Genomic DNA, 25,500 nt, shown 5'->3' with positions numbered 1-25,500 from the left:
CTGGCTTTGTTATAAAACTTTGGAGATTAATTGAGTATGAAAAAAGCACTTATCTTAGGATTAGCAATCACTGCCTTAAGCCCTTTTGCTGCGATTGCTGCCGACGACCCATACCCCGCATCACATTTTGAACCCAGTGTTGTTTATATGGATGAGCAATTGACAGCGCAATCTGCTGCGCCTACTGCCGCACAAGATGGCCATGACCACACCCGTTGCCCCGATAAATCTGTTCATGCAGAAGCGGCTGCAGCGCCAGTGGAAGTTGATCCAAACTATCCCGCGTACAACTTTCAGCCTACGGTTATTTATCCGTAAAACTAGCTTGATCTAGCCACGCTAGCCTTAGTTTAATGCGCTGGACTATCACCGCTAAAACTGCCCCAAACCACTTGTGATGCTATTACTGTAAACATGGAACAACGTACTGCCGAGGTTGAGCGCAACACGCTCGAAACTCAAATCACTGTCAGCATCAATCTGGATGGCACTGGCAAATCCTCATTTGCCACCGGTGTGCCATTTTTGGATCACATGATGGATCAAATCGCCCGGCATGGACTGATCGATATTGATGTCCGTGCCAACGGCGATCTGGAAATTGATGCCCACCATACTGTAGAAGACATCGGCATTACCTTGGGGCAAGCCTTTGCCAGGGCGGTTGGCGATAAAAAAGGTCTGCAACGTTACGGCCATGCTTATGTGCCACTGGATGAAGCCTTGTCGCGGGTAGTGGTGGATTTTTCCGGCCGCCCAGGCTTATTTTACGAGGTGAAATTCACCCGTGGCATGATAGGCCGCTTTGATGTCGATTTGTTCCGCGAATTTTTCCAAGGCTTCGTCAACCACGCCGGTGTCACTTTGCACATCGACAATTTGAAAGGCGCAAACGCCCATCATATCGCCGAAACCATTTTTAAAGCCCTGGGACGTGCATTGCGCATGGCAATTACCGTCGATCCCAGAATAGCCGGTATCGTACCGTCCACCAAAGGCAGTCTTTAATTAGGAAGCCTTTGGGGTAGCTTGCTCACCCTTTATAAATTTATTCGTCATTATGTCTTCAGTTGCTGTTATCGATTATGGAATGGGTAATCTCCATTCCATCGCCAAGGCGCTACATGTTGTTGCTCCCGAAACCGATGTCCACGTTGTCTCCGATGCGGCCAGCATATTGGCGGCAGATCGGGTAGTGTTCCCTGGGGTAGGGGCTATACGTGATTGTATGCAGGCACTTGAGCATACCGGTTTGTCCGAGGTTATAAAAATCGTCGCGCAAACCAAGCCGTTTTTGGGGATTTGTTTGGGAATGCAGGCTTTGCTTACTGACCATGAAGAAAATGGCGGCACAGCAGCTTTAAATATCTTGCCTGGCCATGTTGTGCATTTTGCCAAGTCTTTGGCTGATAGTAATGGTAATCCTTTAAAAATCCCGCACATGGGCTGGAATCAGGTACATTATAAAGTGCATCCATTGTGGGAAAATATCCCGCAAGACAGCCGGTTTTATTTTGTGCATAGCTATTTCGCTAAGCCCAATGATCCAACTATGGTCGCGGCCAGTACGCAATACCCCGATGATTTCGCCTGTGCCTTGTCACAAGATAATGTGTTTGCCGTACAGTTTCATCCCGAAAAAAGTCAGGCCGTCGGTCTGCAATTATTAAAGAACTTTTTGCACTGGAATGGTCAAGCCTGATTGTTCGTCGCCAAGGATACCCTTAAGTTATGTTACTGATACCCGCAATTGATTTAAAAAACGGCAAGTGCGTAAGATTACGCCAAGGCCGCATGGAAGATGACACGGTTTTCTCCGACGATCCGGTTGCGGTCGCTGGCAAGTGGGTGGCGCAGGGCGCAAGAAGAATCCATTTGGTTGATTTGGACGGCGCATTTGCCGGTAAACCCAGAAACGCTGATATTATCAATGCCATCGTGGCGGCTTTCCCTGATGTGCCGGTGCAAATCGGCGGCGGTATCCGTGATGAAGACACGATCCAGGCTTATTTGGAAGCCGGTGTGGAATACGTAATTATTGGCACTAAAGCGGTGAACGAACCGCATTTTGTCCGTGATATGGCCAGGGAATACCCGCGCCGCATTATTGTCGGCCTGGATGCCAAAGACGGTAAAGTGGCGATTGACGGTTGGTCGAAGCTGTCTAAGCACGATGTTATCGACATGGCGAAACATTTTGAGGCCGATGGTGTCGAAGCGATTATTTACACGGATATTTCCAGGGATGGCATGATGCAGGGGGTTAATGTGGAAGCCACGGCGCGGTTGGCTAGGGCGATTACCATCCCTGTTATTGCTTCCGGTGGCATCACCAATATTGATGACATTATCGCCTTGGGTGCGGTGGCGGATGACGGCATCATGGGCGCTATTACTGGCCGCGCTATTTATGAAGGTACGTTGGATTTTGCCAGTGCGCAGCAGTTGGCCTTGCAGTATTAATACTTTGTGAAAAATCCAGCACAAATCCGCCAACTGGCTTTTGAACGGCTTGAAGAAGCACAAATATTAGCCCAAAATGGTAAATACGATGGTGCGTTTTATCTGGCGGGCTACAGTGTTGAGCTTATGCTGAAAGCTAAAGTGTGCGAGAGATTGGGTATCGATAATTTGTTCGATGAGCAAGCACAAAGTGGTCATGGTATTAATGAAGTCAGGAAAGCGTTGAAAACACATGATATTACTGTCTTACTTATTTTCAGCGGCTTAAAAAATTTGTTTGATAGTGAAAAAAGCCAAAAATTAGAATTAATGGAAGCAAACAGTGTTTTATTTTTGGCATCCGGCAAGTGTATTTGGAATGAACAAAGCCGTTATAAGGCTCCTGGTTCACAAAATTCTGATGATGTTAAAAAATTAATTAGTTTATTAAAAGGTAATGGGGGGTTGCTGCAATGGATAGAAAAGAGCTAATGGTCGCACTCCAACCGTTTAAACAACAATGTGAAACAGAAGGTTATACGCTAGGTGATATGGTATTGGAAGAAGCTTACCCTGGTGTTATTCCAACATCATTTATTGTTAAAGTTGTTGCTAAAGGGTGGTTACGGCAAATATCTTGTTCTGATGCCTTGCATAGATTGCTTAAAATTTTATGGGCTACAACTGAGGCTAAAATCAGGGAAAATATTTTTACTGTTGCTATCTATGATGAGCAAGAATCCCTGCATTGTTGGGACGAAGAGACTGATACACAAATTTTAAAAGCTTTATAAATATAATGACATGAGCCTAGCCAAACGTATTATTCCCTGTTTAGATGTTGATAATGGCCGCGTCGTTAAAGGCGTTAAGTTTGTTGATATCCGTGATGCTGGCGACCCTGTTGAAATTGCCAGGCGCTATGACCGCGAAGGTGCGGATGAACTGACCTTCCTGGACATTACTGCCACCCACGACAATCGCAATACGATGGTGCATGTGGTGGAGCAAGTGGCCAGCCAAGTGTTTATTCCGTTAACTGTCGGTGGTGGCATTAGAACGCTGGACGATATACGCCGGATGCTCAATGCTGGTGCGGATAAAGTCGGTATTAACAGCGCCGCCGTATTTAACCCTGAGTTTGTCCGCGAAGCTGCGCAGCGTTTTGGTTCTCAGTGTATTGTGGTGGCGATTGACGCTAAAAAGACCAGTGCTGTGGGTGAACCTGACCGCTGGGAAATATTTACCCACGGTGGCCGCAAAGGTACAGGCATTAACGCCATTGAGTGGGCGATAAAAATGGTTGATTACGGCGCGGGAGAAATCCTGCTCACCAGCATGGACAGAGATGGCACCCGTGAAGGTTTCGATTTGCCGTTAACGCGGGCGATTAGCTCAGCTGTCACAGTGCCGGTGATTGCATCGGGTGGTGTTGGCAATCTGGATCATTTGGCTGAGGGTGTGCTTGAAGGTAAAGCCGATGCCGTGCTGGCGGCAAGTATCTTCCATTTTGGGGAATATACCATTGAACAGGCTAAACAGCAGATGCGTTCTCGTGGTATTGAGGTCAGGTTAGCTTAGCCATGCCAGCGATCTCGATGTTCTACGGCATTATCATTTATATGTATTTTAATGATAATAAACAGCATAAACTGCCTTATGTTCATGTGAAATATCAGGATGATGAGGTTATTGTTGTTATTCCAGAGGGTGATGTTTTGGACGGCAGCATTCCAAAAGCCAAAATGAAGTTATTGCTAGCATGGATGGAAATACACCGTGATGAATTAATGGCAGACTGGCAACTTGCGGTTGCTGGCGAACACCCTTATAAGATTGAACCGTTACGTTAAGCTATGAACCCCCGTGTAAAAGCCGTTAATTCAACCAATAATTATCAATTGATGTTAGAGTTTACCAATGGTGAGCATTGTCTTTATGACTGTAGGCCTTTGTTAGATTTTGGCGTGTTTAAAGAATTGCAGGATATACAGTATTTTAAACAAGTTGACGTTAGCGCCGGAACGGTATCGTGGCCACATGAACAAGATATTTGTCCCGATACACTTTACTTAGATGCCATAAAAGTTGATAAACATTAATGAACTGGTTGAATAAAATCCGCTGGACAGTAGACGGCCTAATCCCCGTCATTGCACAACAGGCCGAAACCGGCAAAATACTGATGTTCGCCTGGATGAACGCTGAATCATTGCAATTAACCGTGCAGGAAGGCTATGCGGTGTATTGGTCGCGTTCACGCAATAAACTGTGGCATAAAGGCGAAGAATCGGGGCATCGGCAAAAAGTTGTCGCGTTGTTTATGGACTGTGACGAAGATGTGTTGCTGCTTAAAATTGAACAAGAAGGTGGTATTGCTTGTCATACCGGCAGGGAAAGTTGCTTTTACCGGCAATTGGTTGATGGTCAATGGCAAGCGGTTGAGCCTGTGTTAAAAAACCCCGATACTATTTACAAAAAACATGAATGATACATTAGATCAACTTGACCACATTCTGGAGCAACGTAAAAACGAATCTCCTGACAAATCTTATGTATCTAGCCTGTATAATAAGGGTCTGGATCATATTCTTAAAAAAATTGGCGAGGAAGCCACCGAAACAGTTATTGCTGCCAAAGATGGCGATCCGCAAAAAATTGTTTATGAAACAGCAGATTTATGGTTTCATTGCATGGTGATGTTGGCGCAACAAGGTTTGAGTTCGCAAGATGTGTTACTGGAATTGCAGCGCCGCTTTGGCTTGTCTGGTTTGGAAGAGAAGTCTCAGCGTGATAAATAGGGTATTAGTCGATTGACGGGAGTATAAAATGGGCATTAGTGTAACTAAGTTATTAATTATATTGGCAATTACTATTATTGTATTTGGTACAAAACGCCTTAAAAATATTGGTGCTGATTTGGGTGGTGCTATCAAAACTTTTCGCAAAGCCATTAAGGATGGCGAAGAAGTATCGGCTAATGCCAGCGAAGATGTGATTGACGGCGAAGTTGCTGCTAAAGACAAAGATAAAGTCTAGCCATGATTGAGAATATAGGCTTTTCGGAGCTATTGATGGTAGGCTTGGTTGCTTTGTTAGTGATTGGGCCAGAACGTTTACCCAAAGTGGCGCGATTACTGGGCTTTTGGATAGCAAAAACCCGCAATATCGTCGCGTCAGTAAAAGAAGAAATAAAGGAAGAATTTCACGCTGAGGAAATTCGTCAGATGCTAAAAGAGCAAGCGGGTAGCTTAGAAGATTTACAAGGCGTGCTTGATGAAATGGACAGCAGCGCCCATAATCTTAAAACTTCATTCGACAAACGCGCGCAGCAGATAGAACAATCTATTAAATCCCCGCATGAAAAATAATTTTGAAGAGGCGACGGAACAGCCTTTTATCAGCCATTTGATTGAATTGCGTGACCGACTTTTACGTATTGTATTATGCGTATTAGCGGTATTTTTAGGGCTTTCCAGCTACGCTAATCAAATTTATACCTATTTAGCGGGGCCGCTGCTAAAACACATGCCACAAAATAGCACGATGATTGCTATTGAAGTGGCATCGCCGTTTTTTATTCCGTTTAAATTGGCGCTGGTTGTCGCTATTTTTATTTGTGTACCGTTTATTTTGTACCAGTTTTGGGCATTCGTTGCGCCAGGCTTGTATCAGCGTGAACGACGGATGATTTTTCCGTTGTTAATTGCCAGTACGTTGTTATTTTATTCGGGTGTGGCGTTTGCGTATTATGTGGTTTTTCCGCTGATATTTGGTTTTTTAACGGCTGCTGCACCGGTAGGTGTTGCGGTTATGACCGACATCAGCAAATATCTGGATTTTGTTTTATCATTGTTTTTTGCTTTTGGCGTGTGCTTTGAAGTACCTATTTTTACTATTGTTTTGGTGTGGTCGCGCTTGGTGAGTCGTGCGTCGTTAGCGGAAAAGCGGCCTTATGTGATTGTGGGTGCATTTATTATTGGTATGTTACTGACACCACCTGATGCGATATCACAAACATTACTGGCTGTGCCAATGTGGATGTTGTTTGAGATTGGTTTGTTGTGTTCGCGCTTGGTTGATAGAAATGATGAGGAAAGCTTCTTTGATAATGACAACAATGCCCTAGAGTATTTTGACGATAACGATAATTAACTTGCCTGTGTGGGTGTAGGATTTGTACTCTGGACACATAAAAAACAGGGGTAAGTGTTGAGTGACAGTAATTAAAGCCCGTGTGATACCATAAAAATATTGATTCCAGACTGAGGGTAATACGATGAAATTTCCGGTTTTTTGTTTGGGTATAGCAACATTGATGAGTTCAGTAGCGGTAGTTGCTGCCGATCTTGAGCGCTCAGAAGTAGAGCAGCGTCTGGCCAAAGCAGATGCCACCCACAAAGCGGATTTAAAGCGCAAAGATTTGACCGAAATGGATTTGTCGGGTCTGGATTTTAGACAGGCCAATTTATGGGGTTCGGATTTACGCCGTGCTAATTTGAGTAATTGTAATTTGTCCGGATTGAATCTGGATTTAACTGTGATGACCAATATTAATTTGGCCGGTTCTAATCTATCTAAAGTCAGCGTATTTGGCGTACACATGAACAGTGCTAATTTAGCTAACGCCAATCTGTCAGAAAGTCGTTTTATTGCCAATTTGGATCGCTCCAACCTCAGCCATGCCAATCTGGAGAAAGTCAATTGGGGTGTGGATATGAAAAACCAATCAATGGGCGTGATGCGGGTGAGTCTGAACGGGGTTAATTTATCCGGCGCTAATATTAAAAATGCCAATCTGGATCGTGCTTTAATGCGCCGTGCCGATTTAACAGGCGCACAATTGCAAAAAGCCAATTTGTTTGGCGTTGATCTGTCCGGTGCTGATTTAAGCAATGCCGATTTATCCGGTGCCGATTTAACAGCAACCATTTTGGTGGATACCAAGTTTACCGGTGCGGATTTGAAGGGTGCGCATTTCAGTAGTATTTCTGATAAAACGCTGCTGAAGAGCATTGCCACCGGTAAGAATTTTGATCAGGCGATTTTTAAATAAATCCTGTCATTAAGGCCGCAGCTGTCTGCTGCATGGTTTACGGTGCTTTAAAAGCCAGCAACACACTCTCGATCCAAACGCATTTTCATCCGTTTTTCAATAACCCGAAAATGTGCTTCATCCTCATCACACAGTAACGAAATCGCCAAACCACTTTGTCCTGCACGCCCTGTTCTGCCTATGCGATGTATGTAATCATTCGGTGAGCGGGGTAAATCGAAGTTAATGACCGCTTCTAATTGTTCAATATCAATGCCGCGTGCGGCCAAATCGGTGGCGATTAATACCCGACATTCGCCTTGTTTGAATTTTTTTAATGCCAGATTACGTGCTGATTGGGTTTTGTCGCCGTGCAATGCCATTGCATAAATATCAGCTTTACCCAGCTTTAATACCAGGCGATTACAGGTGTTTTTGGCATTGGCAAATACTAAGACCTGCTGCAAATCACCGTCATTAATAAGATGCGCTAATAAGATGTTTTTGTGTTCTTGCGTGACGCTAATCACGCGTTGCGTTATAAGCGCTTCTGCTTGCGTTGCGCTGTCTATGTGTACGGGGTTTATTAATAGTTTTGCAATCAGCTGATCTACTTCGGCAGGAAAAGTGGCTGAAAAAAGCAGATTTTGGCGTTTTTTAGGCAATAGTTTTAGAATTTCATTCAGTTCCTCGCTAAAGCCCAGTTGCAGCAAGCGATCAGCTTCATCCAGTACCAAACAATTTAAATCAGCAAATTTAATGGCATTTTGCTCGACTAAATCCAGCAAGCGTCCTGGGGTTGCCACCAGAATATCCGCACCACCACGCAATGCCAGCATTTGCGGGTTAATACTGATGCCGCCGTGGGCGCAGATGATTTTAACTTTGGGTGTTATCGCGCTGGCATAATCGCTAATCGCCTCAGCAATTTGTATGGCCAGCTCGCGGGTGGGCGCTAAAATGAGTGTGCCAACTTGATTACCCGTGCGGGTTGATGGGCGCTGCTCTCGGTGCTGTACTATTTTTTGCAGCAGCGCTAAGCCAAAAGCGGCGGTTTTGCCAGAACCGGTTTGAGCTTTGGCGCGTAAGTCTTGTTCGGTTAAAATGACTGGGATTGTATCTATTTGAACGGGCGTTGGTTGCGTATAGCCGCGTTGTTGGATGGCGGTTAATAATGCGTTTGACAAGCCTAGGCTTGTAAAATTAATGGGGGTTGCGGCAGGTTGCATAGCTTGGTATATGGGGCGGAAGATTGGTTAAAGCTTGCATGATAACCCGTGAAATTAAATTATAGCTACCAGTAAGTCTTTGTGCTTATACCGGCGCAGGGTGATTGCTGCTTAAATACGGGTGCTTGGTTGTTCTTTTAAGTGTGAGGTATGCTTTGTTTCATGTGAGACTCACGAGGTTTTTAAAGCCTCGTAGGTCTGCAATTTTTCCGACAAAACAAATATGACTGAGTGCTGGGTTTGTTGTCGTACTTAAATTAGTTGTCATAGCCAGAACTGTTAGCGTCTAGGTTCAACTCCTTGATTTTCCGAGTCAGTGTATTTCTGCCATAGCCTAAAAGAATGGCTGCTTCATGGCGTTTACCGTGCGTAAAATCCAAAGCGGCTTTGATTAAAATAGCTTCTATTGTTGGAATTATGTGTTTGGCAAGTTCCGGTTTTTTAGCGGCGAGTTGCTGGTTAATCGAGTTTTTTAAACTAATTTCCCAGTTGTCTGTATTGAGCGTTTTTTCTGGTGTTTCGTTAATTAATTCGGGTGGTAAATCGTGTACATGAATCTCTCGACCTGGCGCCATAACCGATAACCAACGACAAATATTTTCCAGTTGTCTGACGTTACCTGGCCAGTTAAAAATACTTAAAAATGTTTGCGCTTCTGGGGTCAGAATCTTAATTTCTGTATTGAGTTCTTGCGCAGCGTGTGCCAAAAAATGTTGCAACAACAGTGGAATATCTTGTTTGCGATCCCGTAAGGGTGGGATATGTACGCGTATGACATTTAAACGATGAAATAAGTCCTCTCTAAATCGCCCCTGTGCCACTAGTGCTTCTAAATTTTGATGTGTTGCCGTGATAATACGCACGTCAACTTTAATCGCACTATAGCCCCCTACCGGATAGAATTCACCATCGGATAATACTCTGAGCAAGCGAGTTTGCAGTTCTGCTGGCATGTCGCCAATTTCATCTAAGAATAATGTACCGCCGTTGGCTTGCTCAAAGCGTCCCATGCGTCGTGTCTGTGCGCCGGTAAATGAACCTTTTTCATGACCAAATAGTTCTGACTCCATCAAATCTTTTGGAATAGCAGCCATATTTAACGCAATAAATGCATTTTTGGCACGCGGGCTATGACGGTGCAAAGCTTTAGCGACCAGTTCTTTGCCCGTGCCGGATTCGCCGTTAATTAAAACTGTAATATGAGAGCGTGCCAAACGACCAATAGCGCGAAATACTTCTTGCATAGCTGGGGCTGCACCGATAATTTCTGGCGTGGGTAAAGGTGTTTCTTTACGTGTTGTCAGGTTTAATTTTTCACTGTCTTGATGGTGGCTGTGTAGACAGGCACGATGTGCAAGATCGACGACATCTTTAATATCAAATGGTTTGGGTAAGTATTCGAAAGCACCACTGTGAAAAGCCGAAACGGCACTTTCCAGATCGGAATGTGCGGTCATTACAATGACAGGTAAGTCAGGATGACTAATTTGTACTTTGTTCAGCATTTGTAAGCCATCCATGCCGGGCATGCGAATATCGGTTAACAGCGCGTCAGGCGATTCTTTTTGCAAAGCCGCGAGTAAGCCGTTGGCATTTTCAAAGCTGCGAGTAATAAAATCTGCTTTTTGCAGGGCTTTTTCAAGTACCCAGCGTATTGATTTATCGTCATCAATAATCCAGATAGTTTCTGTGTTAACCACGCTCATTCTCCAAAGGTAAAAGTATTGAAAACACGGTATTGCCCGGTTCGCTGGTGCATTCAATCAGTCCGTTATGTTGGTTAATCAGTGCTTGGGCAATTGAGAGACCTAATCCAGTGCCTTCGGCTCTGCTGGTAATCATCGGGTAAAAAATTTGATTCATAATGTCAGGATCAATACCGGTACCGGTGTCGATAAGTTCACATTTTATAGCTAATTTGTAGTGTTTACGACCGATGGTCATATGTCTAAAAATGCGTGTTTTTAATGTTAGTTGACCTTTGCCGTACATGGCTTGTACGGCATTGCGAGCAATGTTTAAAGTGGCTTGAATTAATTGGTCTTTATCGGCTTTTATGTCCGGAATGCTAGGGTCATAATCACATTTTATAATGATTTGTCCGTTGGATTCGGCATCTATTAATTGTCTAACGCGCTCTAAAACTTCATGGATGTTTAGGTATGATTTATTTGGTAATTTATTAGGCCCTAGCATTTTATCCATTAAGCCTTGTAATCGATCCGACTCAGCAATAATTACACGGGTATATTCTTTTAAATCAGGATTGTTAAGTTCTAAATCAAGTAGTTGTGCGGCACCACGTAAGCCACCAAGCGGATTTTTAATTTCATGTGCTAAACCACGCACCAGTAGACGTGCGGTCTGTTGTTGTGTCAATAACTGTTCTTCTTTAGAAATGCGCAGTTGATTATCGACTTGTTGCAGTTCTAACAGAATTTCGTTGATACGATCATTTTCAAATATTGGTGTTGCGATAAGGTTAATAGTGATGGTATGTGTCAGTTTGTCTAGTATGAGTTCACGCTCTACAAAGGGTTCTGCGGATGCAAGGCATTGTTGTAAATTGGTTAATAGCGCTGCATCTGCTTGCCGAAATAGGTCGTAAGCAGTTAAGCCTAATAAATGCCTAGCGCTATCAGCTAACAAAATTTCACCGGCTGAATTGATATAAGTCAGGCGAAGCGTGTCATCAAACAGTAAAATGGCGACATTAAGGTGATCGAGGATGCGTTTATACATAATTTTAGTTTTTTGTAGAATCTTAGATAACACTAAGCAATTTACACGCCATCTAAAAAGTAGCTGATAAAAACGTATTGGCGGGTGGCTTAGCTGTGCGGGTCTGCACTTATATGGGGATTGTCGCACCAATTTGGCGCGGTTGGCGTAAAGATTGTGCGGTGGGTAAAAGGTGGGGAGATGGTTTTATCTAATCAGAGGGCTGTAAATGTATATCATGTTGTTTGGTTAAGCGGATTGTCAATTAGGTGCATTTAACAATCCGCTAATTTTTAGTGCTAATGGTGTGGTTATAATCCGTCTAAACCTGTTATGCCGTTTATCGTCCAGTTCTCAAAATCGGCAATGCCTTCTTGGTCGTCGCCATTATTATAAGTTATTTGGCATGCGTATTCATTTGTTGTTTTTGCGCTACCCACCACGTTAAAATTGGAGCGAATCATAAATTTATAGCCACCAAAGCCCCATGCTTTCGTCGGTTTGTCAGGAAAACTGATTGAAACATCTTTACCCAATTCTGCTTTTACATAAGTGTTGCAGTGATTAAATGCGATTGCTGTGAGTGGCGTATCTAGGCTATGTAAGCTGGGTTCATCTTTACTATCAACAAGAAAAGCATCCGATGCAACCACTTCCATGACTAAGGGTAGTAAAACAAAGCGCATGAAGGCGATTAAAACTCCCAATCCTACAATTAAAAGCAAGTATTTTTTCATAAGATTTTATAATAATTTTTATAGTTAAAGAATTAAGGGCAACTTACCCTGATAATATCAGAAATCAAGTAGTTAAAGGTAATAAAATTTATAGTGCGAGTGATGTGAAAAAAAATATTTAAGCTGTAGTGTGAATAGGCTTGACAAGGTTAATCGAACTGGTAGACTTTGAGAGCACCAAAAGAATTTGGTGTCTTTTAAATCCGAATATTTTGGTTTAATTGGGTAAAAAGGACTTGTTACTATCGACACTGGCTATTATAGCTAGGTTTAATCATTTTTAGGAGATAGAAATGGCAGCTACAACTGAATCAGTGAAAGCTGATGCTGCGGAAGCACCGCTGTTAAATAAAAGAAACCTGATCTTTGCAGTCGCAATTTATTGCGTATTTTATGCATGGGTTCGTTGGTATGAAGGCGTTTACGGCTGGTCTGCTGGCTTAGATTCTTTCGCACCTGAGTTCGAAACATACTGGATGAACTTCCTGTATATCGAATTTGTTTTAGAAGTATCAACTGCTGGTATTCTATGGGGTTACCTGTGGAAATCACGCGATCGTAAAGTGATGTCAATCACTCCAAGAGAAGAGTTGAGAAGACATTTCCATCATTGGGTTTGGTTAGTTGCTTACGGCGTTGCTATTTACTTCGGCGCTAGCTACTTCACTGAGCAAGATGGTACTTGGCATCAAACTATTGTTCGTGACACTGACTTTACACCAAGTCACGTTATCGAATTTTACTTGAGCTACCCAGTATACATTATCACTGGCGGCGGCGCTTTCTTGTATGCAAAAACAAGATTGCCTACCTACCAACAAGGTAATTCAATTCAATACATGGTTGCTACAGTTGGACCTTTCATGATTCTGCCAAATGTTGGCTTGAATGAATGGGGTCACACTTTCTGGTTTATGGAAGAGTTGTTTGTTGCTCCTTTGCACTACGGCTTCGTATTCTTCGGATGGTCAGCTTTAGGTGTATTAGGTGTTGTAAATATAGAAGTTGCTGCACTTGCAAAACTTCTGAAAAAAGACTTAGCTTAATTTAAGCCGAGCTTTTGCTGTAGTAACTATCTCCTTGGTTGTCTCTTTACTGAACTCTGTAAAGGGAAAGTTTTGAGACAACCTTAAGAGAAGATAGTTTTAATAAAAATAATTTAATCCTTTTTGGAGGTAAAGCTATGAGCGCATCTCAATCAGCTGTACGTTCACGTGCTGAAGCTGTAAAAGTTTCACGTACGTTTGACTGGCTAATTTGTTTTACACTTTTCTTCGTTGTACTTGGTGGTTACCACGTTCACTTTATGCTTGTTGCAGGTGACTGGGATTTCTGGGTTGACTGGAAAGATAGACGTCTTTGGGTAACAGTATTGCCAATTATGGCTATTACTTTCCCTGCTGCTGTTCAAGCTGTTTTGTGGTGGAGATATCGCATCGCATTCGGCGCTACACTTTGTGTTATGGGTTTGTTGTTCGGTGAATGGGTAAATAGATACTTCAACTTTTGGGGCTGGACATACTTCCCAATCAACTTTGTATTCCCATCACAATTGATTCCAGGCGCTATCGTTCTTGACGTTATTTTAATGATGTCTGGTTCTATGCAGTTGACTGCCGTATTAGGTGGTTTGGCTTTCGGTTTGTTGTTCTACCCAAGTAACTGGCCTGTTATCGCTCCATTACATCAACCAGTTGAATACAATGGTATGGTAATGACTTTGGCTGACTTAACAGGTTACCATTACATCAGAACTGGTATGCCTGAGTATATCCGTATGGTTGAAAAAGGTACTCTGAGAACCTTCGGTAAAGACGTTGCTCCAGTATCAGCGTTCTTCTCTGGTTTCGTGAGTATCATTGTATATGTATTGTGGCACTTCTTTGGCCGTTGGTTCGGAAGCACCGCTTTCACAACTGCATCATAAGAAACGTTTATTGATTCGTTAAGAATCATTGATTAAGAACATGTACATAAAAACTGGTTAGAGACGATTATTTAATAACGGCTACTGGCTAGATACTCAAAACTATAGATTCTCTATTATAGAGGAGGATATATGAAAATGATTAAAGACAAGATTGCTAAATTGTCCTTTGTCGGCGTGTTAGTTGGTGTTACAGCAGCAATGTTCTACGCTCCAACAGCAGCAGCTCATGGTGAAAAGTCTCAAGCAGCGTTCATGCGTATGCGTACTATTCACTGGTATGATCTTAATTGGTCAAAAGATACCGTTGCTGTAAATGACACAATGACTGTTACAGGTAAATTCCACGTTTTCAAAGGATGGCCTGAAACTGTTGATTTACCAGAATCATCATTCTTAAACATCGGTACACCAGGTCCTGTATTTATTCGTGCAGGGTCTTGGATCGGTGGTCAGTTAGTTCCACGTTCATGCAGTTTAGAATTGGGCGAAACCTATGAATTCAAAGTATTGTTGAAAGCACGTCGCCCAGGTGATTGGCATGTTCACAGTATGATGAACGTAAAAGGTGGTGGACCAATCATCGGACCAGGTAAATGGGTAACTATTACTGGTTCTATGAAAGATTTCAAAAACCCAATTACTACTTTGACTGGTGTAACAGTTGATTTAGAAAACTACAACATAGACAACATCTACTTCTGGCATGCCTTCTGGTATGCAATTGGTTTGGCTTGGATGGTTTATTGGATGCGTAAGCCAATATTCATTCCACGTTTGATTGCTGTTGAAGCTGGTAAAGCGGATACATTAATCACTCCAACTGATAAGAAAGTCGGTATTGCTTTTGCTGTTGGTACAATGGCAATCGTTGCGGCTACTATGGCTAGCACAAACGCTGCTTACCCAATTACAACCCCGCTGCAAGCTGGTTTGTTACGTGGTATGAAGCCGATTGAAATGCCTGCTCCAACAGTTGCAGTTAAAGTTGATGACGCTACTTACCGTGTACCAGGTCGTGCTATGCAAATGACACTGACTGTTACTAATAATGGCGATTCAGCTGTTCGTTTAGGCGAATTCAATACTGCTGGCGTACGTTTCTTAGATCCTGCTGTTCATGAAGATGAAACTGGATACCCAGATGACTTGTTGGCTGAAGAAGGGTTGACTGTTAGCGATAACAGCCCACTTGCTCCAGGCCAAACAAGAACTTACCAAGTTACTGCGTCTGACGCGGCTTGGGAAGTTTATCGTCTAGCTGACTTGATCTACGATCCAGACAGTCGTTTCGCCGGTTTGTTGTTCTTTACTGATGAATCTGGCAACCGTCAAATGGTTACTGTAGATGCTCCATTAATTCCATCATTTATCTAATCAATGAAATTTGCTAGCAATGTATAATTGCTAGTTAAAAGGAATTGAAACCCTCGCTATCTTTTAGGTAGCGGGGGTTTTTTATTTTCAGACTTTTGAAATATTTTTATTACAGTTAGATTAGTTTTTAAAGTAGTTGTAGTTGCTATGCAAAAAGTCGATTAATGGGTATTATTGGTTGTAGAGAACTGTTGATATAGGTAATATCGTATTTGTACGGATAGCTCAAAATACTCTTCTATACTTTGTTATGAACAAAGTCATGAGGAAATTATTTTTTAAAAATAACTAATTGGAGTTCGATTTATGGGTATTTCATTAAGTAAAGGCGGTAATATCAGTCTGTCAAAAACAGATCCAATGTTAAAAAATATCATTGTTGGCTTGGGATGGGATGCAAGACCTACCGATGGCATTGATTTTGATCTGGATGCCAGTGCCTTTATGGTAAAAGAGGATGGTAAAGTACGTTCAGACAGTGATTTTATTTTTTATAATCAAACAAAATCGCTGTGTAGTTCAGTAGAGCATACGGGCGATAATCGCACGGGTGCAGGTGATGGTGATGATGAATCTCTGGTTATCTTACTAGATAAAGTACCAACCGATATTCAGCGCATTGTGTTTACAGTGACTATTCATGATGCCGAAGCACGTAAACAAAATTTTGGCCAAGTATCTCATGCCTACGTCAGAGTGGTTAATCGTGAGACTGATAACGAAGTTGCGCGTTACGATTTAAGTGAAGATGCGTCCATTGAGACAGCGATGATTTTTGGTGAAATTTATAAAAATAACGCAGAATGGAAATTTAAAGCGGTTGGCCAGGGTTATGCGGGCGGGTTATCTGCTTTAGCAAAACAATACGGTATTAATATTTAACGTGGTTAAGTAAATCACATTAAAATTCACTATATTTATATAACACGGAGATTTTTATGGCAATATCATTGAGTAAAGGTGGTAACGTTAACCTTAGCAAAGAAGTTCCAGGATTAAATAAGGTTGTGGTTGGCTTGGGTTGGGATGCACGCGCTACCGATGGTGCGGCGTTCGATTTAGATGCCAGTGGATTTTTGGTAAAGTTGGATGGTAAAGTTCGCTCGGACAGTGATTTTTGTTTTTATAACAATAAAATTGTTGCTGACGGTGCGGTACAGCATGCAGGCGATAATTTGACTGGTGCAGGCGATGGTGATGATGAATGCCTTAAAGTGGAATTAAGTAAAATACCCGCTGATTTAGATAAAGTGGTTTTTGCAGTAACTATTCATGATGCGGCAGAGCGTAAGCAAAATTTTGGTCAAGTGAATCGTGCCTATATTCGAATTATCAACGAAGAAGGCGGTCAAGAAATTGCGCGTTATGATCTCAGTGAAGATGCATCGATAGAAACAGCGATGATTTTCGGTGAAATTTACCGTGTTGGAACAGATTGGAAATTTAAAGCGGTTGGTCAAGGTTTTGCCGGGGGCTTAGGGCCATTGGCCTCATCGTTTGGAGTCAGTGTTTAATCAAAGTATGGAAATTCGTCGTGGTCAACGCGTGTCGATAACAGAATTGTGTCAGTGCGCTAACACGCAAGTATTGCATGTTGTGTTATCGATTTCTGGTATACAAGACACGGTTGATTTTGCTTGTTTTGGTTTAAATAACCAGCAAAAATTGTCAGACGATCGTTATATGACATTCTATAATCAACCGAACAGTCCGTGTGGTGCTGTTAAGTTGATAGCCTCTGCGTTGGGTTCGAGTACATTTTTATGTGATGTGGCTGTGCTACCTCAAACCATTGATCGCTTGGTGTTTACTGCGGCATTAAATAGCACCGAAACTATGCACGATATTCATAACGGTTATGTGTGTTTTCTGAGTGCTAATCAAGAGGTCGCGCGATTTTCATTTTCAGGTTCTGATTTTCACGATGAAAAAGCTTTAATGCTTGGTGAGCTTTATCGTAAAGATAATACCTGGCGTTTTAATGCTATTGGACAAGGTTTTACGGGCGGTTTGGCAGCATTAGTGATGCACTTTGGTGGTGATGTTATTGACGCGTTGCCACCACCGGTTAGTCGTATTTCATTAGAGAAAAAAGTGGCGGCACTAGCACCAAAATTGGTAGATCTTGCCAAAAAAGCCACTATTTCACTGGAAAAACATCGATTGTCTGCAACGCTTGCTCAGGTCGGTTTAGTGTTGGATGCCTCAGGATCAATGTACGCACAATACGATAAAGGCAAAGTACAGCAAGTTATTGAACGCTTGTTACCTTTGGCCGTGCATTTTGATAACGATGGTGCCTTGGATGTGTGGGCATTTTCTAATAAAGTTTTGGCATTGCCCCCTGCAACCTTAAGAAATTATGCTGATTATATTGCCAGTGCTGAATACGGTTGGCGACAGTGGGGCATGATGGGCATTAATAATGAACCCGCAGTTATTGAGCAGGTTGTTAAACATTATCAAAACACGACACTGCCAATTTTGATTATTTTTATCAGTGACGGGGGCGTAAGCCAGAACACCGTCATTAAAAAACTATTAGTAGAAGCGGCAAAGTTGCCCATTTTCTGGCAATTTGTCGGCATCGGTGGGCGAAACTACGGTATTTTAGAAAAACTTGATACCTTGCCTGGCCGTGTTGTTGATAACTGTGGTTTTTTTGCTTTGGATGATATTAACAGTATCAGTGAGCAAGACTTGTATGAGCGCTTATTAAGTGAGTTTCCACTTTGGTTGGAAGCGGCTAAACTTAAAGGCATTATTCAATAATAGACGATTTGATCTTTTGAGCGTGATGGGTCGCCATTAACAGTAAATTGTTCAAAAATTGAAATCGTGATCTTAAAAAAATAACTAACTTTCTCTATTTAATTCCCTATTAGGAGTATTACACAATGGCTATTAGCTTACAAAAGGGTCAGAAAATTTCGTTGACCAAAGACAGTGGTGCTGCGTTAACCAAGGTTATTATGGGATTGGGATGGGACGCTAAAAAAACTGCCGGTGGCGGGCTAATGAAAGGTTTTTTTGGTGGTGGCGGTGCCAGTGAATCTATTGATTTAGATGCATCATGTGTTATGTTTAATGAGCAAAATAAACTCGTAGACACAGTTTGGTTTAAGCAATTAAAAAGCCGAGATGGCAGCATTTTACATACGGGTGATAACCGTACGGGTGATGGCGATGGTGATGATGAACAAATTATTGTGTTACTAGAAAAAGTACCCTCTGACGTTAAATCATTGGTTTTTACGGTTAATTCGTTTACTAATCAAACATTTAACGCTGTTGAAAATGCCTATTGCCGTTTGGTTGATGGCGTGAATAACACTGAAATTGCCCGCTATACCCTGAGTTCACAAGGCTCTCATACTGCACAGATCATGGCTAAAGTGTATCGTCATAATGGCGAGTGGAAAATGCATGCGATTGGTGAAAATGGTAATGGTCGTACTATTGACAGTTTGTTACCGCAAATTGTTGTGCATTTATAAGTTATATGCGAATTTGGTTTAATAAGACATTCTCAACCATAGACGGGGTATTTAGAAATCTACGGCAATCACACTCTACGGGTGATATAACGCTGATTTGCACACAAACATACCCGATGGCGACAGCTTTTTTAGCCGCCGATGAAAATTATCTTGAACCTACAGATTTAACCGCTGAAGACTACTTGTCTTGGTGTGTGAATTTTTGTCAGCAATATAAAATTGATTTGTTTTGGCCAGGTAAGGAAGCCGCTTTGATTAGCGCACAGCATGCGGTATTTAATGCTATGGGTGTGCAGGTGATGTCAGTTGCTGATTATGAAACTCTCAGCTTATTACATAATAAAGCCCACTTTTACCGTGATTTACCGACCAGTGTCGCTAAAGTTATGGATTTTGTTGCCGTCAATAACAGTGAGGCGTTCGATCGGGCTGTTGTAACATTATCCGCCCAGCATGAAAAACTTTGCATTAAGCCCGCTGTTTCAGTTTTTGGCTTGGGTTTTAGAATTTTGGATACAGCGCGTGACAGTATTACGCAAGTTTTAAAAGGCGTTGAATACCAAATCCCCTTGCAAGAGTTGCGACAAGGCATGCTGAATACACCGCAATTTGATACTTTACTGGTTATGGAGCATTTGGCTGGCTATGAGTGGAGCGTGGATTGTGCGGGGCGACACGGAGAATTATTGTGCGCGGTGCAAAGAAAAAAAATGCCACTAGCAGGGCATGGGCAAATTATTGATAATAATTGCGAAATACAAGATATGGTATTGCGTTTAACGCAATATTATCGTCTTAATGGCATATTTAATATCCAATTTAAAGAAGGTGTGCAAGGTGTGCGCTTGTTGGAAATTAATGCGCGGCCATCGGGTGGCTTTGGTATGGCGTGTTTATCGGGGGCTAATTTGGCGCATATTGCATTGCAAGCCATAAAAGGAGCCGCGATTCCACAACCAAGCATTCGTTACGGCCTTAAAATAAGTGAGATTAATACGCCAGTCATACTGTTGGATGCGGCATATTAAACGAAGAGACAGACACGAACAGATAGAACATCTGTTCGTGCTGTAAAGTTAGTGTATGTTAAGCAACAATATTAATATTGTCGGCTGTCAGTGCAATGCCCACACTAATACCCAACAACTGGATAGGTGCAGTAGCACCATCACCATCGCTATCAAATGATAATGCCCCAGTATCTTGGTTGTAAATAAAGTGATGATCCACTGAGGTTGCGGATATTGAGGTAAATTGGCCGATATCTAATTTGCCGCTGGTTAAATTTAAACCGAAAGCACCGGCAGAAATTTCGATGATGTCGTTTTCTGTTAAAGAAAAGTCGCTGATTTTATCTAATAAGCCATCGGGTGCAGTGTTAAAAACAAAGCTATCTGTGCCAGCCCCGCCATGCAGCGTGTCTCTGCCTAAACCACCGATTAACCGGTCGTTACTTAAGCCGCCTATTATGTTGTCATTACCGTCGCCACCCATCATGATAGTTGCGTTGATAGAGCCGGTGGCATCTAAAAAGTCGCTGCCTTCACCGCCGTTTAATGTATTAGACGCGTTAGATTGTTTAGCGAAAAGCACATCGTCACCTGCGCCGCCTAACAATGTAGTCGTGCCGGTATTTCCTGAGACAGTTAGCCTATCATCACCGTCACCGCCATTAAGCGTATTGATACCCGTGCCGTTGCTCATTGTTAATGTGTCATTGTCAGTGCCACCGTTTAACGTGTTATTGCCGGTGCTGCCAGAAGACGATAGCGTATCGTTACCTGCTTCGCCGTCTAACGTATTGTTTCCTGAAGCATTGTTGTCAATCAATAGTGCATCTGCGCCGTTGCCGCCAAGTACGGTATTATCACCTGCGCCACCATTGAGTTTATCATTACCCTCGCCGCCTTTTATGGTATCGTTAAAGTTGCTACCAGTAATAGTCAGAATCTCGATATTTGTAAATTTAATCTGATCGGTATCGGTGATAATGCTGCCAATTGTATTGTTTATTGGATCAAAAGACATAGATAGTGCCGTACTGGCATTATTGTAATCAACAATAAGCGTGTCTTGTTGGTCACCACCGTCTACTGTTTGTATGGCTGAGGCTGTGTTACCCGCAGACAGTGTAATGCGATCATAGCCCTCAGCGCCCAGCAAGGTGTTAGAGCCTTTTGGGGCGAGGAGTATTAAACGATCATCGCCCAGGCCGCCATTAATACTGTTGTTGCCGCTGGTATTGTTGCCGTTAATAAAATCATTGCCTGTGCCGCCATCTAGGGTATTATTACCGCTGGCTGAATCCATACGAATAGTGTCATCATCGTCTCCGCCGGTTACGGTATTGTCGCCGCTGGCCATTTCAATATCAAAACGGTCGTCACCGGCACCACCTAGCAATGCGTTTTTGCCTACAGAGCGAATGGCTGAAAAACTGTCAAGACCGATGCCACCGTCCAGCGTACTATTGCCGGTTGAGTTATCTATATTAAGCAAATCATCTCCACCTTCACCGGAAAGCGTGTTATCGCCATCGCTATCAATCAAGAGGTCAGTATCATCACCGCCGTGCAAGGTATCATTGCCTACGCCGCCATTTAAAGTATCTTCACCGGCAAGGCCTAGTAAAATATTATTACCCGCATTACCGCGTAATATATTATCTACTGCATTGCCAGTACCGTTAATGTTTGTTGAGCCAGATAAGGCAAGATTTTCAAAGCGATCAGCCAAAGTATAGCTAATGTTTGTACTAACAGTATCGGTGCCACCGGTATCGTTACCCGCCGCATTGTCTTCACTGATGACATCGCTAGCAGAAGTTACGTAATAAATGTCATTGCCTGCGCCACCGAACATTTTATCTTTACCTGCACCACCAACAAGTATGTCATTGCCTGCATCGCCTTTTAAGATGTCATCGCCAGTTTTGCCGTATAAAACATCATTGCCCTCTGCGCCGGTAAGGGTATTGTTATTTGCGTTGCCTGTTAACGTGTTGTTAAAACTGTTGCCAGTACCGTTAACAATTGCGTTACCTGTTAAGGTTAGGTTCTCAAAAAAACTACTTAATGTGCTTGAAAAAGGTGTGTTGATTGTATCGATACCGCCTGCATCATCGCCGGCAATAGTGTCTTCGCTGACGACATCGTCGGCATTGTCGATAAAATAGCTGTCATTACCTGCACCACCAAACATTTGATCTACACCTGTACCGCCATTCAGCATATCATTGCCTTCACCGCCCTCTAAGACATCATCACCTGCCATGCCATAGAGATCGTCATCTCCAGCAGCGCCAATGAGTAGATTATTACCGGCATTGCCGGTTAGGGTATTGTCCAGATTATTACCTGTGCCGTTAATAGCGCCTGTACCGGTTAAAATTAGATTTTCTAAAAAATTTTCCAATGTAAAAGATATCGACGTTTTTATTGTGTCTGTGCCTCCGGCATCGCTGTTATCGGTATTGGTTTCGCTGGCAATATCACCTACACCATTAATAATATACGTATCATCTCCTGCGCCACCAAACAGTTGGTCATTACCACCGCCGCCATTGAGAATGTCATTACCTTCTAATCCATAAAGGATTTCGTCAGCTAAAGTCCCGGTTAAACTATTGTTACCGAAACCACCTTTAATTATTATGGCCATCATTTGTCTCCAGAGTGTTGTTTTTGTTTTACGAGCTTATTGTGTCCAATTAAGCTTAGCAAAAACGGAATTTTAAAGGGAATTGGATCTCGAACATCGTGTACGAGACTTTGGTAGAATCACCTAACAAATGGCGCTCAATTGAAAGCTGGTGCTTATTATTTTGATAATTCAGGATGAGGCATTCTTTTTTCATCCGGTAGGCTTTATCTAAACAAGCCAGTTTGATAAGCTTAATGCTTTAAGGCAATAAGCTCAAAATTGAATGACACCAAATCATTAGGTAGTCCTTATAGAGTTAAGCAAAATACACACCAAGATTATTATTGTTTATATAATCAGTTTTGTAGGATTATTGAGTGTCTTTTATACGCTGATTTAATGACTTCTTCGTAAATTAATCAGACATTGATTTATACTCATAATGACTGTTAAAGTTTTTCTTATTTATGAATAATGAGTCATGTAAGGCAATGATATATATAATTGAGTTTGTAAAAATAACCGACGTTAACTGTGTTGTATAAGGTAAGTATATTTTATACGATCATCACGTTTGTAAGCTTTTATTTTTAGTTAGTGAGTAGAGTTTAGTAAATTAGGCTAATCCACAAGCAAGGATACATTTTATAGGCTACTCATATATGGATAACCGTATGAGCGAAGCAGATTATTTAGCCAGCGAGCCGAATTTTGATCTTTGCTGTGAATATATTAATGGTTGCGTTGAAAATGAAGACATGAATTTAGACAAAGTATTTCTATTTCTGAGGCGGCTGAGGTTTTAGAATCGCTCGATTCTGCTAATATGTAAGCATTCAGTCGTGTGGTAACAGGTGAAACTTGGCTTGGTTACTGCCGCCAATAATAAAATAAACCATATCATGTCGGCACTTATTATTACCGTGCTTAAGCTGTTGGGCTCTATTGTATCAGGGGGGCTACTTTTTCAGGCTTTTGTCGCGCACCATCATTCAAGCCTCGTCACCAAAATTGCCGGTATTGTTGTCAGTATAATGACATTTTTAATGTTTGTTATTGATGTTAAAGAGGTTTTTCCTGATGATGAAGCCGATAAAACCGAGCAAATTTATTGGGAAAGTGTAGAAAAACACCCCAGTGCAGCCGCCTATCGTACGTATCTAAATCAGTACCCTAACGGAAAATTTATAAGATTGGCGCGTACCCAAATAGCCGATTACGCAGAGTTAATGCCCACAGCTGAGCTGTATCAAGCATTTGTGTCGACCCCAAAAAATCTAACAACGCAGGACACAGCCAGTATTGAGCAACTGTATTGGGCAAGTGTTGAAAGCCATCCCAGCGTTGAATTATATCGAGATTATTTAAAACAGTATCCGAAGGGTCGGTTCGCTGATATTGCGCGTACCCAACTGAACAGTTATATGAAAATGTCGCGTGCAGTAAACCTACCGACTGAGCATGTTGAAATAGTAGACGATGCCGGTAACGCTGAAAAAATATATTGGCGTAGTATTCAAACGCATCCCAATATTGAATTATATCGAAATTATTTACAGCAATACCCTAGTGGCCAGTATGCAGCTATTGCACAGAAGCAGTTAGAATATAATACAAAAACGCAGCGTCAGCAGCGTATTGAAGCTTTGCAAACTAAACACGACAGCTCAGCGGGTTGGCAAGCAATAGCACATTATCAAGTGAAGGACGGTTTGGTAAAAGACACTAAAACAGGCTTAATGTGGATGCGGTGTAGCCTGGGACAAAATTGGCAAGGCAAAAGTTGTACCGGTGCGGCAACAAGCTATTCATGGGAACAGGCAATGAATAGCTTTAAGAACGTTGATTATGCAGGTTATACCGATTGGCGTGTGCCCACACGAGAGGAGTTGAAAACTTTAGTGTATTGCAGCAGTGGTAAAACCCACGCGGTAGGCGAAAAAACCTTGAACGCCTGTGATGATAATTCCGTCAGCCCGACTATTGTGACAGCAGCATTTCCAGAAACACCGGCGTGGTTTTGGTCGTCATCGCCATATGCAAGCAGTAGCAGTTATGCATGGTATGTTTTTTTTGGCTATGGGTATGACGACTGGAGCTATAAATACAGTGACTATCAGCTTAGATTGGTACGCAACACACAGCCCGTTTTGGATTAATCAGTGTTTTAATTATTGCGGGTATTTCCGCAAGCTAACAGTTTAATTGAGTTAACCGATCAGATATATTGAATATTGATGATTTCATAATCGATATTACCGCCTGGCGCTTTAACTGTTACCACGTCTTCCATTTCTTTGCCAATTAAGGCACGCGCAATCGGCGAGCCGATAGAAATACGGCCTTCTTTAATACTGGCTTCATCTTCGCCGACAATTTGATAAACAACGCGTTTTTCTGATTCAATGGCTTCTAATTCTACTGTTGCGCCAAACACTACTTTGCCATTGGCATCCACCTTAGTGACATCAATAATTTGTGCGTTGGACAATTTGCCTTCAATTTCGCCAATACGGCCTTCAGCAAAGCTTTGTTGCTCTTTAGCGGCATGGTATTCGGCATTTTCTTTTAAATCACCGTGCGCTCTGGCAGTGGCAATGGATGCAATAATGCGTGGTCGTACCACGGATTTTAATTCTTCTAATTCGGCACGTAATTTTTCTGCACCTTTAACGGTGAGGGGTACTTTAATCATGGTTTACAGCTCCAAACAGGTATTATTTTTCAATGCCAGTCAAGATAAAGAGTAAGCCGTTCATGGTCAGCCCACAACCAGGCTTTGCTAAGTCCAATTGTGCCATGAACGACTTAAACGTCCGCCCTGCCAAGCTTCTTCAGGACGAACGGTTAAGTCCCGCTCATTATCTCAGTTACGTGTAAAAACTTTATT

30 protein-coding genes are annotated in these 25,500 nt (G+C 42.3%); 24 read left to right on the top strand and 6 right to left on the bottom strand.

What is annotated here, in order from left to right; translation table 11 throughout:
- The first annotated feature begins 36 nt into the window (after window positions 1–36).
- The 15 genes from CRENPOLYSF2_RS13490 to CRENPOLYSF2_RS13420 all read left to right on the top strand — a co-directional run bounded on the left by CRENPOLYSF2_RS13490 (window position 37) and on the right by CRENPOLYSF2_RS13420 (window position 7,498).
- Window positions 37–318, top strand: a complete 282-nt coding sequence (locus CRENPOLYSF2_RS13490) for a hypothetical protein (protein ID WP_087144468.1) — start codon at window positions 37–39, stop codon at window positions 316–318.
- Window positions 319–414: 96 nt separating this feature from the next.
- A complete protein-coding gene (gene hisB, locus CRENPOLYSF2_RS13485; protein WP_087144467.1) occupies window positions 415–1,008 on the top strand; it encodes an imidazoleglycerol-phosphate dehydratase HisB in 594 nt (197 codons plus the stop codon).
- Window positions 1,009–1,060: 52 nt separating this feature from the next.
- A complete protein-coding gene (hisH, locus tag CRENPOLYSF2_RS13480) occupies window positions 1,061–1,702 on the top strand; it encodes an imidazole glycerol phosphate synthase subunit HisH (RefSeq protein ID WP_087144466.1) in 642 nt (213 codons plus the stop codon).
- Between the two features lie 29 nt (window positions 1,703–1,731).
- Window positions 1,732–2,463, top strand: a complete 732-nt coding sequence (gene hisA, locus CRENPOLYSF2_RS13475; RefSeq protein WP_087144465.1) for a 1-(5-phosphoribosyl)-5-[(5-phosphoribosylamino)methylideneamino]imidazole-4-carboxamide isomerase — start codon at window positions 1,732–1,734, stop codon at window positions 2,461–2,463.
- 6 nt (window positions 2,464–2,469) lie between these two features.
- Window positions 2,470–2,934, top strand: coding sequence for a HEPN domain-containing protein (locus CRENPOLYSF2_RS13470; RefSeq protein WP_087144464.1), 465 nt, complete (start codon window positions 2,470–2,472; stop codon window positions 2,932–2,934).
- Complete coding sequence (locus CRENPOLYSF2_RS13465; RefSeq protein ID WP_140396868.1) at window positions 2,916–3,236, top strand: hypothetical protein; 321 nt, start codon at window positions 2,916–2,918, stop codon at window positions 3,234–3,236. Before CRENPOLYSF2_RS13470 ends, CRENPOLYSF2_RS13465 begins: the two co-directional genes overlap by 19 nt.
- Before the next feature lie 10 nt (window positions 3,237–3,246).
- Window positions 3,247–4,023: an imidazole glycerol phosphate synthase subunit HisF gene (gene hisF / locus CRENPOLYSF2_RS13460; RefSeq protein ID WP_087144462.1), complete on the top strand. Its 777-nt coding sequence runs from the start codon at window positions 3,247–3,249 to the stop codon at window positions 4,021–4,023.
- 2 nt (window positions 4,024–4,025) lie between these two features.
- The gene (locus tag CRENPOLYSF2_RS13455; RefSeq protein ID WP_087144461.1) at window positions 4,026–4,295 is read left to right on the top strand and encodes a DUF4160 domain-containing protein; all 270 of its coding nucleotides are present in this window, start codon (window positions 4,026–4,028) and stop codon (window positions 4,293–4,295) included.
- Window positions 4,296–4,298: 3 nt separating this feature from the next.
- Complete coding sequence (locus tag CRENPOLYSF2_RS13450) at window positions 4,299–4,544, top strand: DUF2442 domain-containing protein (RefSeq protein WP_087144460.1); 246 nt, start codon at window positions 4,299–4,301, stop codon at window positions 4,542–4,544.
- On the top strand, window positions 4,544–4,933 hold the full coding sequence (hisI, locus tag CRENPOLYSF2_RS13445) for a phosphoribosyl-AMP cyclohydrolase (RefSeq protein WP_087144459.1): 390 nt from the start codon (window positions 4,544–4,546) through the stop codon (window positions 4,931–4,933). The genes CRENPOLYSF2_RS13450 and hisI overlap by 1 nt, the downstream gene beginning before the upstream one ends.
- Window positions 4,926–5,243, top strand: a complete 318-nt coding sequence (locus tag CRENPOLYSF2_RS13440; RefSeq protein WP_087144458.1) for a phosphoribosyl-ATP diphosphatase — start codon at window positions 4,926–4,928, stop codon at window positions 5,241–5,243. Before hisI ends, CRENPOLYSF2_RS13440 begins: the two co-directional genes overlap by 8 nt.
- A 28-nt stretch (window positions 5,244–5,271) precedes the next feature.
- On the top strand, window positions 5,272–5,481 hold the full coding sequence (tatA, locus tag CRENPOLYSF2_RS13435; RefSeq protein ID WP_087144457.1) for a twin-arginine translocase TatA/TatE family subunit: 210 nt from the start codon (window positions 5,272–5,274) through the stop codon (window positions 5,479–5,481).
- A gap of 2 nt (window positions 5,482–5,483) precedes the next feature.
- Window positions 5,484–5,813: a Sec-independent protein translocase protein TatB gene (tatB, locus tag CRENPOLYSF2_RS13430; protein WP_336469733.1), complete on the top strand. Its 330-nt coding sequence runs from the start codon at window positions 5,484–5,486 to the stop codon at window positions 5,811–5,813.
- Window positions 5,803–6,597: a twin-arginine translocase subunit TatC gene (gene tatC / locus CRENPOLYSF2_RS13425; RefSeq protein WP_087144456.1), complete on the top strand. Its 795-nt coding sequence runs from the start codon at window positions 5,803–5,805 to the stop codon at window positions 6,595–6,597. Before tatB ends, tatC begins: the two co-directional genes overlap by 11 nt.
- Before the next feature lie 124 nt (window positions 6,598–6,721).
- A complete protein-coding gene (locus CRENPOLYSF2_RS13420) occupies window positions 6,722–7,498 on the top strand; it encodes a pentapeptide repeat-containing protein (protein ID WP_087144455.1) in 777 nt (258 codons plus the stop codon).
- A gap of 47 nt (window positions 7,499–7,545) precedes the next feature.
- Here the strand turns inward: CRENPOLYSF2_RS13420 and CRENPOLYSF2_RS13415 are convergent, their stop codons facing one another.
- The 4 genes from CRENPOLYSF2_RS13415 to CRENPOLYSF2_RS13400 form a co-directional block, all read right to left on the bottom strand.
- On the bottom strand, window positions 7,546–8,706 hold the full coding sequence (locus tag CRENPOLYSF2_RS13415; protein WP_087144454.1) for a DEAD/DEAH box helicase: 1,161 nt from the start codon (window positions 8,704–8,706) through the stop codon (window positions 7,546–7,548).
- A gap of 257 nt (window positions 8,707–8,963) precedes the next feature.
- On the bottom strand, window positions 8,964–10,406 hold the full coding sequence (ntrC, locus tag CRENPOLYSF2_RS13410) for a nitrogen regulation protein NR(I) (protein WP_176371129.1): 1,443 nt from the start codon (window positions 10,404–10,406) through the stop codon (window positions 8,964–8,966).
- On the bottom strand, window positions 10,399–11,448 hold the full coding sequence (gene glnL, locus CRENPOLYSF2_RS13405) for a nitrogen regulation protein NR(II) (protein ID WP_087144497.1): 1,050 nt from the start codon (window positions 11,446–11,448) through the stop codon (window positions 10,399–10,401). The genes ntrC and glnL overlap by 8 nt, the downstream gene beginning before the upstream one ends.
- Window positions 11,449–11,738: 290 nt before the next feature.
- Window positions 11,739–12,164 carry a hypothetical protein gene (locus CRENPOLYSF2_RS13400; RefSeq protein WP_087144452.1) on the bottom strand — a complete coding sequence of 142 codons (426 nt, stop codon included), beginning with the start codon at window positions 12,162–12,164 and terminating at the stop codon, window positions 11,739–11,741.
- Window positions 12,165–12,457: 293 nt separating this feature from the next.
- On the opposite strand from CRENPOLYSF2_RS13400, the gene amoC reads away from it, so the two are divergent.
- The 8 genes from amoC (at window position 12,458) to CRENPOLYSF2_RS13360 (ending at window position 19,996) form a co-directional block, all read left to right on the top strand.
- Complete coding sequence (gene amoC / locus CRENPOLYSF2_RS13395) at window positions 12,458–13,210, top strand: bacterial ammonia monooxygenase, subunit AmoC (protein ID WP_087144451.1); 753 nt, start codon at window positions 12,458–12,460, stop codon at window positions 13,208–13,210.
- A 137-nt stretch (window positions 13,211–13,347) separates the two neighbouring features.
- Complete coding sequence (gene amoA, locus CRENPOLYSF2_RS13390) at window positions 13,348–14,091, top strand: bacterial ammonia monooxygenase, subunit AmoA (protein ID WP_087144450.1); 744 nt, start codon at window positions 13,348–13,350, stop codon at window positions 14,089–14,091.
- A 132-nt stretch (window positions 14,092–14,223) separates the two neighbouring features.
- Window positions 14,224–15,468: a bacterial ammonia monooxygenase, subunit AmoB gene (gene amoB / locus CRENPOLYSF2_RS13385; protein WP_087144449.1), complete on the top strand. Its 1,245-nt coding sequence runs from the start codon at window positions 14,224–14,226 to the stop codon at window positions 15,466–15,468.
- A gap of 306 nt (window positions 15,469–15,774) precedes the next feature.
- Window positions 15,775–16,350 carry a TerD family protein gene (locus tag CRENPOLYSF2_RS13380; RefSeq protein WP_087144448.1) on the top strand — a complete coding sequence of 192 codons (576 nt, stop codon included), beginning with the start codon at window positions 15,775–15,777 and terminating at the stop codon, window positions 16,348–16,350.
- Between the two features lie 56 nt (window positions 16,351–16,406).
- Window positions 16,407–16,982 carry a TerD family protein gene (locus CRENPOLYSF2_RS13375; RefSeq protein ID WP_087144447.1) on the top strand — a complete coding sequence of 192 codons (576 nt, stop codon included), beginning with the start codon at window positions 16,407–16,409 and terminating at the stop codon, window positions 16,980–16,982.
- Entirely contained in the window at window positions 16,975–18,240 is a 1,266-nt protein-coding gene (locus CRENPOLYSF2_RS13370; RefSeq protein WP_245807997.1) for a vWA domain-containing protein, read from the top strand. The genes CRENPOLYSF2_RS13375 and CRENPOLYSF2_RS13370 overlap by 8 nt, the downstream gene beginning before the upstream one ends.
- A 125-nt stretch (window positions 18,241–18,365) precedes the next feature.
- Window positions 18,366–18,965 (top strand): TerD family protein, encoded by a 600-nt coding sequence (locus CRENPOLYSF2_RS13365; protein ID WP_087144446.1) that lies wholly within the window; start codon window positions 18,366–18,368, stop codon window positions 18,963–18,965.
- 5 nt (window positions 18,966–18,970) lie between these two features.
- Entirely contained in the window at window positions 18,971–19,996 is a 1,026-nt protein-coding gene (locus CRENPOLYSF2_RS13360; RefSeq protein ID WP_087144445.1) for an ATP-grasp domain-containing protein, read from the top strand.
- Between the two features lie 58 nt (window positions 19,997–20,054).
- Here the strand turns inward: CRENPOLYSF2_RS13360 and CRENPOLYSF2_RS18610 are convergent, their stop codons facing one another.
- A complete protein-coding gene (locus tag CRENPOLYSF2_RS18610; RefSeq protein WP_140396867.1) occupies window positions 20,055–22,631 on the bottom strand; it encodes a beta strand repeat-containing protein in 2,577 nt (858 codons plus the stop codon).
- A gap of 833 nt (window positions 22,632–23,464) precedes the next feature.
- Between CRENPOLYSF2_RS18610 and CRENPOLYSF2_RS13350 the strand changes: the two genes are divergently transcribed.
- The gene (locus CRENPOLYSF2_RS13350) at window positions 23,465–24,769 is read left to right on the top strand and encodes an Lcl C-terminal domain-containing protein (RefSeq protein ID WP_087144444.1); all 1,305 of its coding nucleotides are present in this window, start codon (window positions 23,465–23,467) and stop codon (window positions 24,767–24,769) included.
- Window positions 24,770–24,828: 59 nt separating this feature from the next.
- Here the strand turns inward: CRENPOLYSF2_RS13350 and greA are convergent, their stop codons facing one another.
- Entirely contained in the window at window positions 24,829–25,305 is a 477-nt protein-coding gene (gene greA / locus CRENPOLYSF2_RS13345; protein ID WP_087144443.1) for a transcription elongation factor GreA, read from the bottom strand.
- Window positions 25,306–25,500: the final 195 nt, after the last annotated feature.

This window comes from Crenothrix polyspora (assembly GCF_900163755.1).
In the GTDB taxonomy this organism is placed as follows: domain Bacteria; phylum Pseudomonadota; class Gammaproteobacteria; order Methylococcales; family Methylomonadaceae; genus Crenothrix; species Crenothrix polyspora.
Note: the sequence above shows the minus strand (reverse complement) of the source record. Positions and strands in the feature narration are given on the sequence as shown.

Excerpts from the sequence above, each read along its gene's own strand:
- CRENPOLYSF2_RS13455 (WP_087144461.1), top strand. The coding sequence starts at position 4,026 with ATGCCAGCGATCTCGATGTTCTACGGCATTATCATTTATATGTATTTT.
- CRENPOLYSF2_RS13420 (WP_087144455.1), top strand. The coding sequence starts at position 6,722 with ATGAAATTTCCGGTTTTTTGTTTGGGTATAGCAACATTGATGAGTTCA.
- glnL (WP_087144497.1), bottom strand. The coding sequence starts at position 11,448 with ATGTATAAACGCATCCTCGATCACCTTAATGTCGCCATTTTACTGTTT.
- CRENPOLYSF2_RS13360 (WP_087144445.1), top strand. The coding sequence starts at position 18,971 with ATGCGAATTTGGTTTAATAAGACATTCTCAACCATAGACGGGGTATTT.
- tatC (WP_087144456.1), top strand. The coding sequence starts at position 5,803 with ATGAAAAATAATTTTGAAGAGGCGACGGAACAGCCTTTTATCAGCCAT.
- CRENPOLYSF2_RS13375 (WP_087144447.1), top strand. The coding sequence starts at position 16,407 with ATGGCAATATCATTGAGTAAAGGTGGTAACGTTAACCTTAGCAAAGAA.
- CRENPOLYSF2_RS13365 (WP_087144446.1), top strand. The coding sequence starts at position 18,366 with ATGGCTATTAGCTTACAAAAGGGTCAGAAAATTTCGTTGACCAAAGAC.
- greA (WP_087144443.1), bottom strand. The coding sequence starts at position 25,305 with ATGATTAAAGTACCCCTCACCGTTAAAGGTGCAGAAAAATTACGTGCC.
- CRENPOLYSF2_RS13450 (WP_087144460.1), top strand. The coding sequence starts at position 4,299 with ATGAACCCCCGTGTAAAAGCCGTTAATTCAACCAATAATTATCAATTG.
- hisB (WP_087144467.1), top strand. The coding sequence starts at position 415 with ATGGAACAACGTACTGCCGAGGTTGAGCGCAACACGCTCGAAACTCAA.
- amoB (WP_087144449.1), top strand. The coding sequence starts at position 14,224 with ATGAAAATGATTAAAGACAAGATTGCTAAATTGTCCTTTGTCGGCGTG.
- tatA (WP_087144457.1), top strand. The coding sequence starts at position 5,272 with ATGGGCATTAGTGTAACTAAGTTATTAATTATATTGGCAATTACTATT.
- CRENPOLYSF2_RS13415 (WP_087144454.1), bottom strand. The coding sequence starts at position 8,706 with ATGCAACCTGCCGCAACCCCCATTAATTTTACAAGCCTAGGCTTGTCA.
- hisA (WP_087144465.1), top strand. The coding sequence starts at position 1,732 with ATGTTACTGATACCCGCAATTGATTTAAAAAACGGCAAGTGCGTAAGA.
- amoA (WP_087144450.1), top strand. The coding sequence starts at position 13,348 with ATGAGCGCATCTCAATCAGCTGTACGTTCACGTGCTGAAGCTGTAAAA.
- CRENPOLYSF2_RS13490 (WP_087144468.1), top strand. The coding sequence starts at position 37 with ATGAAAAAAGCACTTATCTTAGGATTAGCAATCACTGCCTTAAGCCCT.
- tatB (WP_336469733.1), top strand. The coding sequence starts at position 5,484 with ATGATTGAGAATATAGGCTTTTCGGAGCTATTGATGGTAGGCTTGGTT.
- amoC (WP_087144451.1), top strand. The coding sequence starts at position 12,458 with ATGGCAGCTACAACTGAATCAGTGAAAGCTGATGCTGCGGAAGCACCG.
- CRENPOLYSF2_RS13440 (WP_087144458.1), top strand. The coding sequence starts at position 4,926 with ATGAATGATACATTAGATCAACTTGACCACATTCTGGAGCAACGTAAA.
- hisI (WP_087144459.1), top strand. The coding sequence starts at position 4,544 with ATGAACTGGTTGAATAAAATCCGCTGGACAGTAGACGGCCTAATCCCC.
- CRENPOLYSF2_RS13380 (WP_087144448.1), top strand. The coding sequence starts at position 15,775 with ATGGGTATTTCATTAAGTAAAGGCGGTAATATCAGTCTGTCAAAAACA.
- CRENPOLYSF2_RS13400 (WP_087144452.1), bottom strand. The coding sequence starts at position 12,164 with ATGAAAAAATACTTGCTTTTAATTGTAGGATTGGGAGTTTTAATCGCC.
- hisF (WP_087144462.1), top strand. The coding sequence starts at position 3,247 with ATGAGCCTAGCCAAACGTATTATTCCCTGTTTAGATGTTGATAATGGC.
- CRENPOLYSF2_RS18610 (WP_140396867.1), bottom strand. The coding sequence starts at position 22,631 with ATGATGGCCATAATAATTAAAGGTGGTTTCGGTAACAATAGTTTAACC.
- CRENPOLYSF2_RS13465 (WP_140396868.1), top strand. The coding sequence starts at position 2,916 with ATGGATAGAAAAGAGCTAATGGTCGCACTCCAACCGTTTAAACAACAA.
- hisH (WP_087144466.1), top strand. The coding sequence starts at position 1,061 with ATGTCTTCAGTTGCTGTTATCGATTATGGAATGGGTAATCTCCATTCC.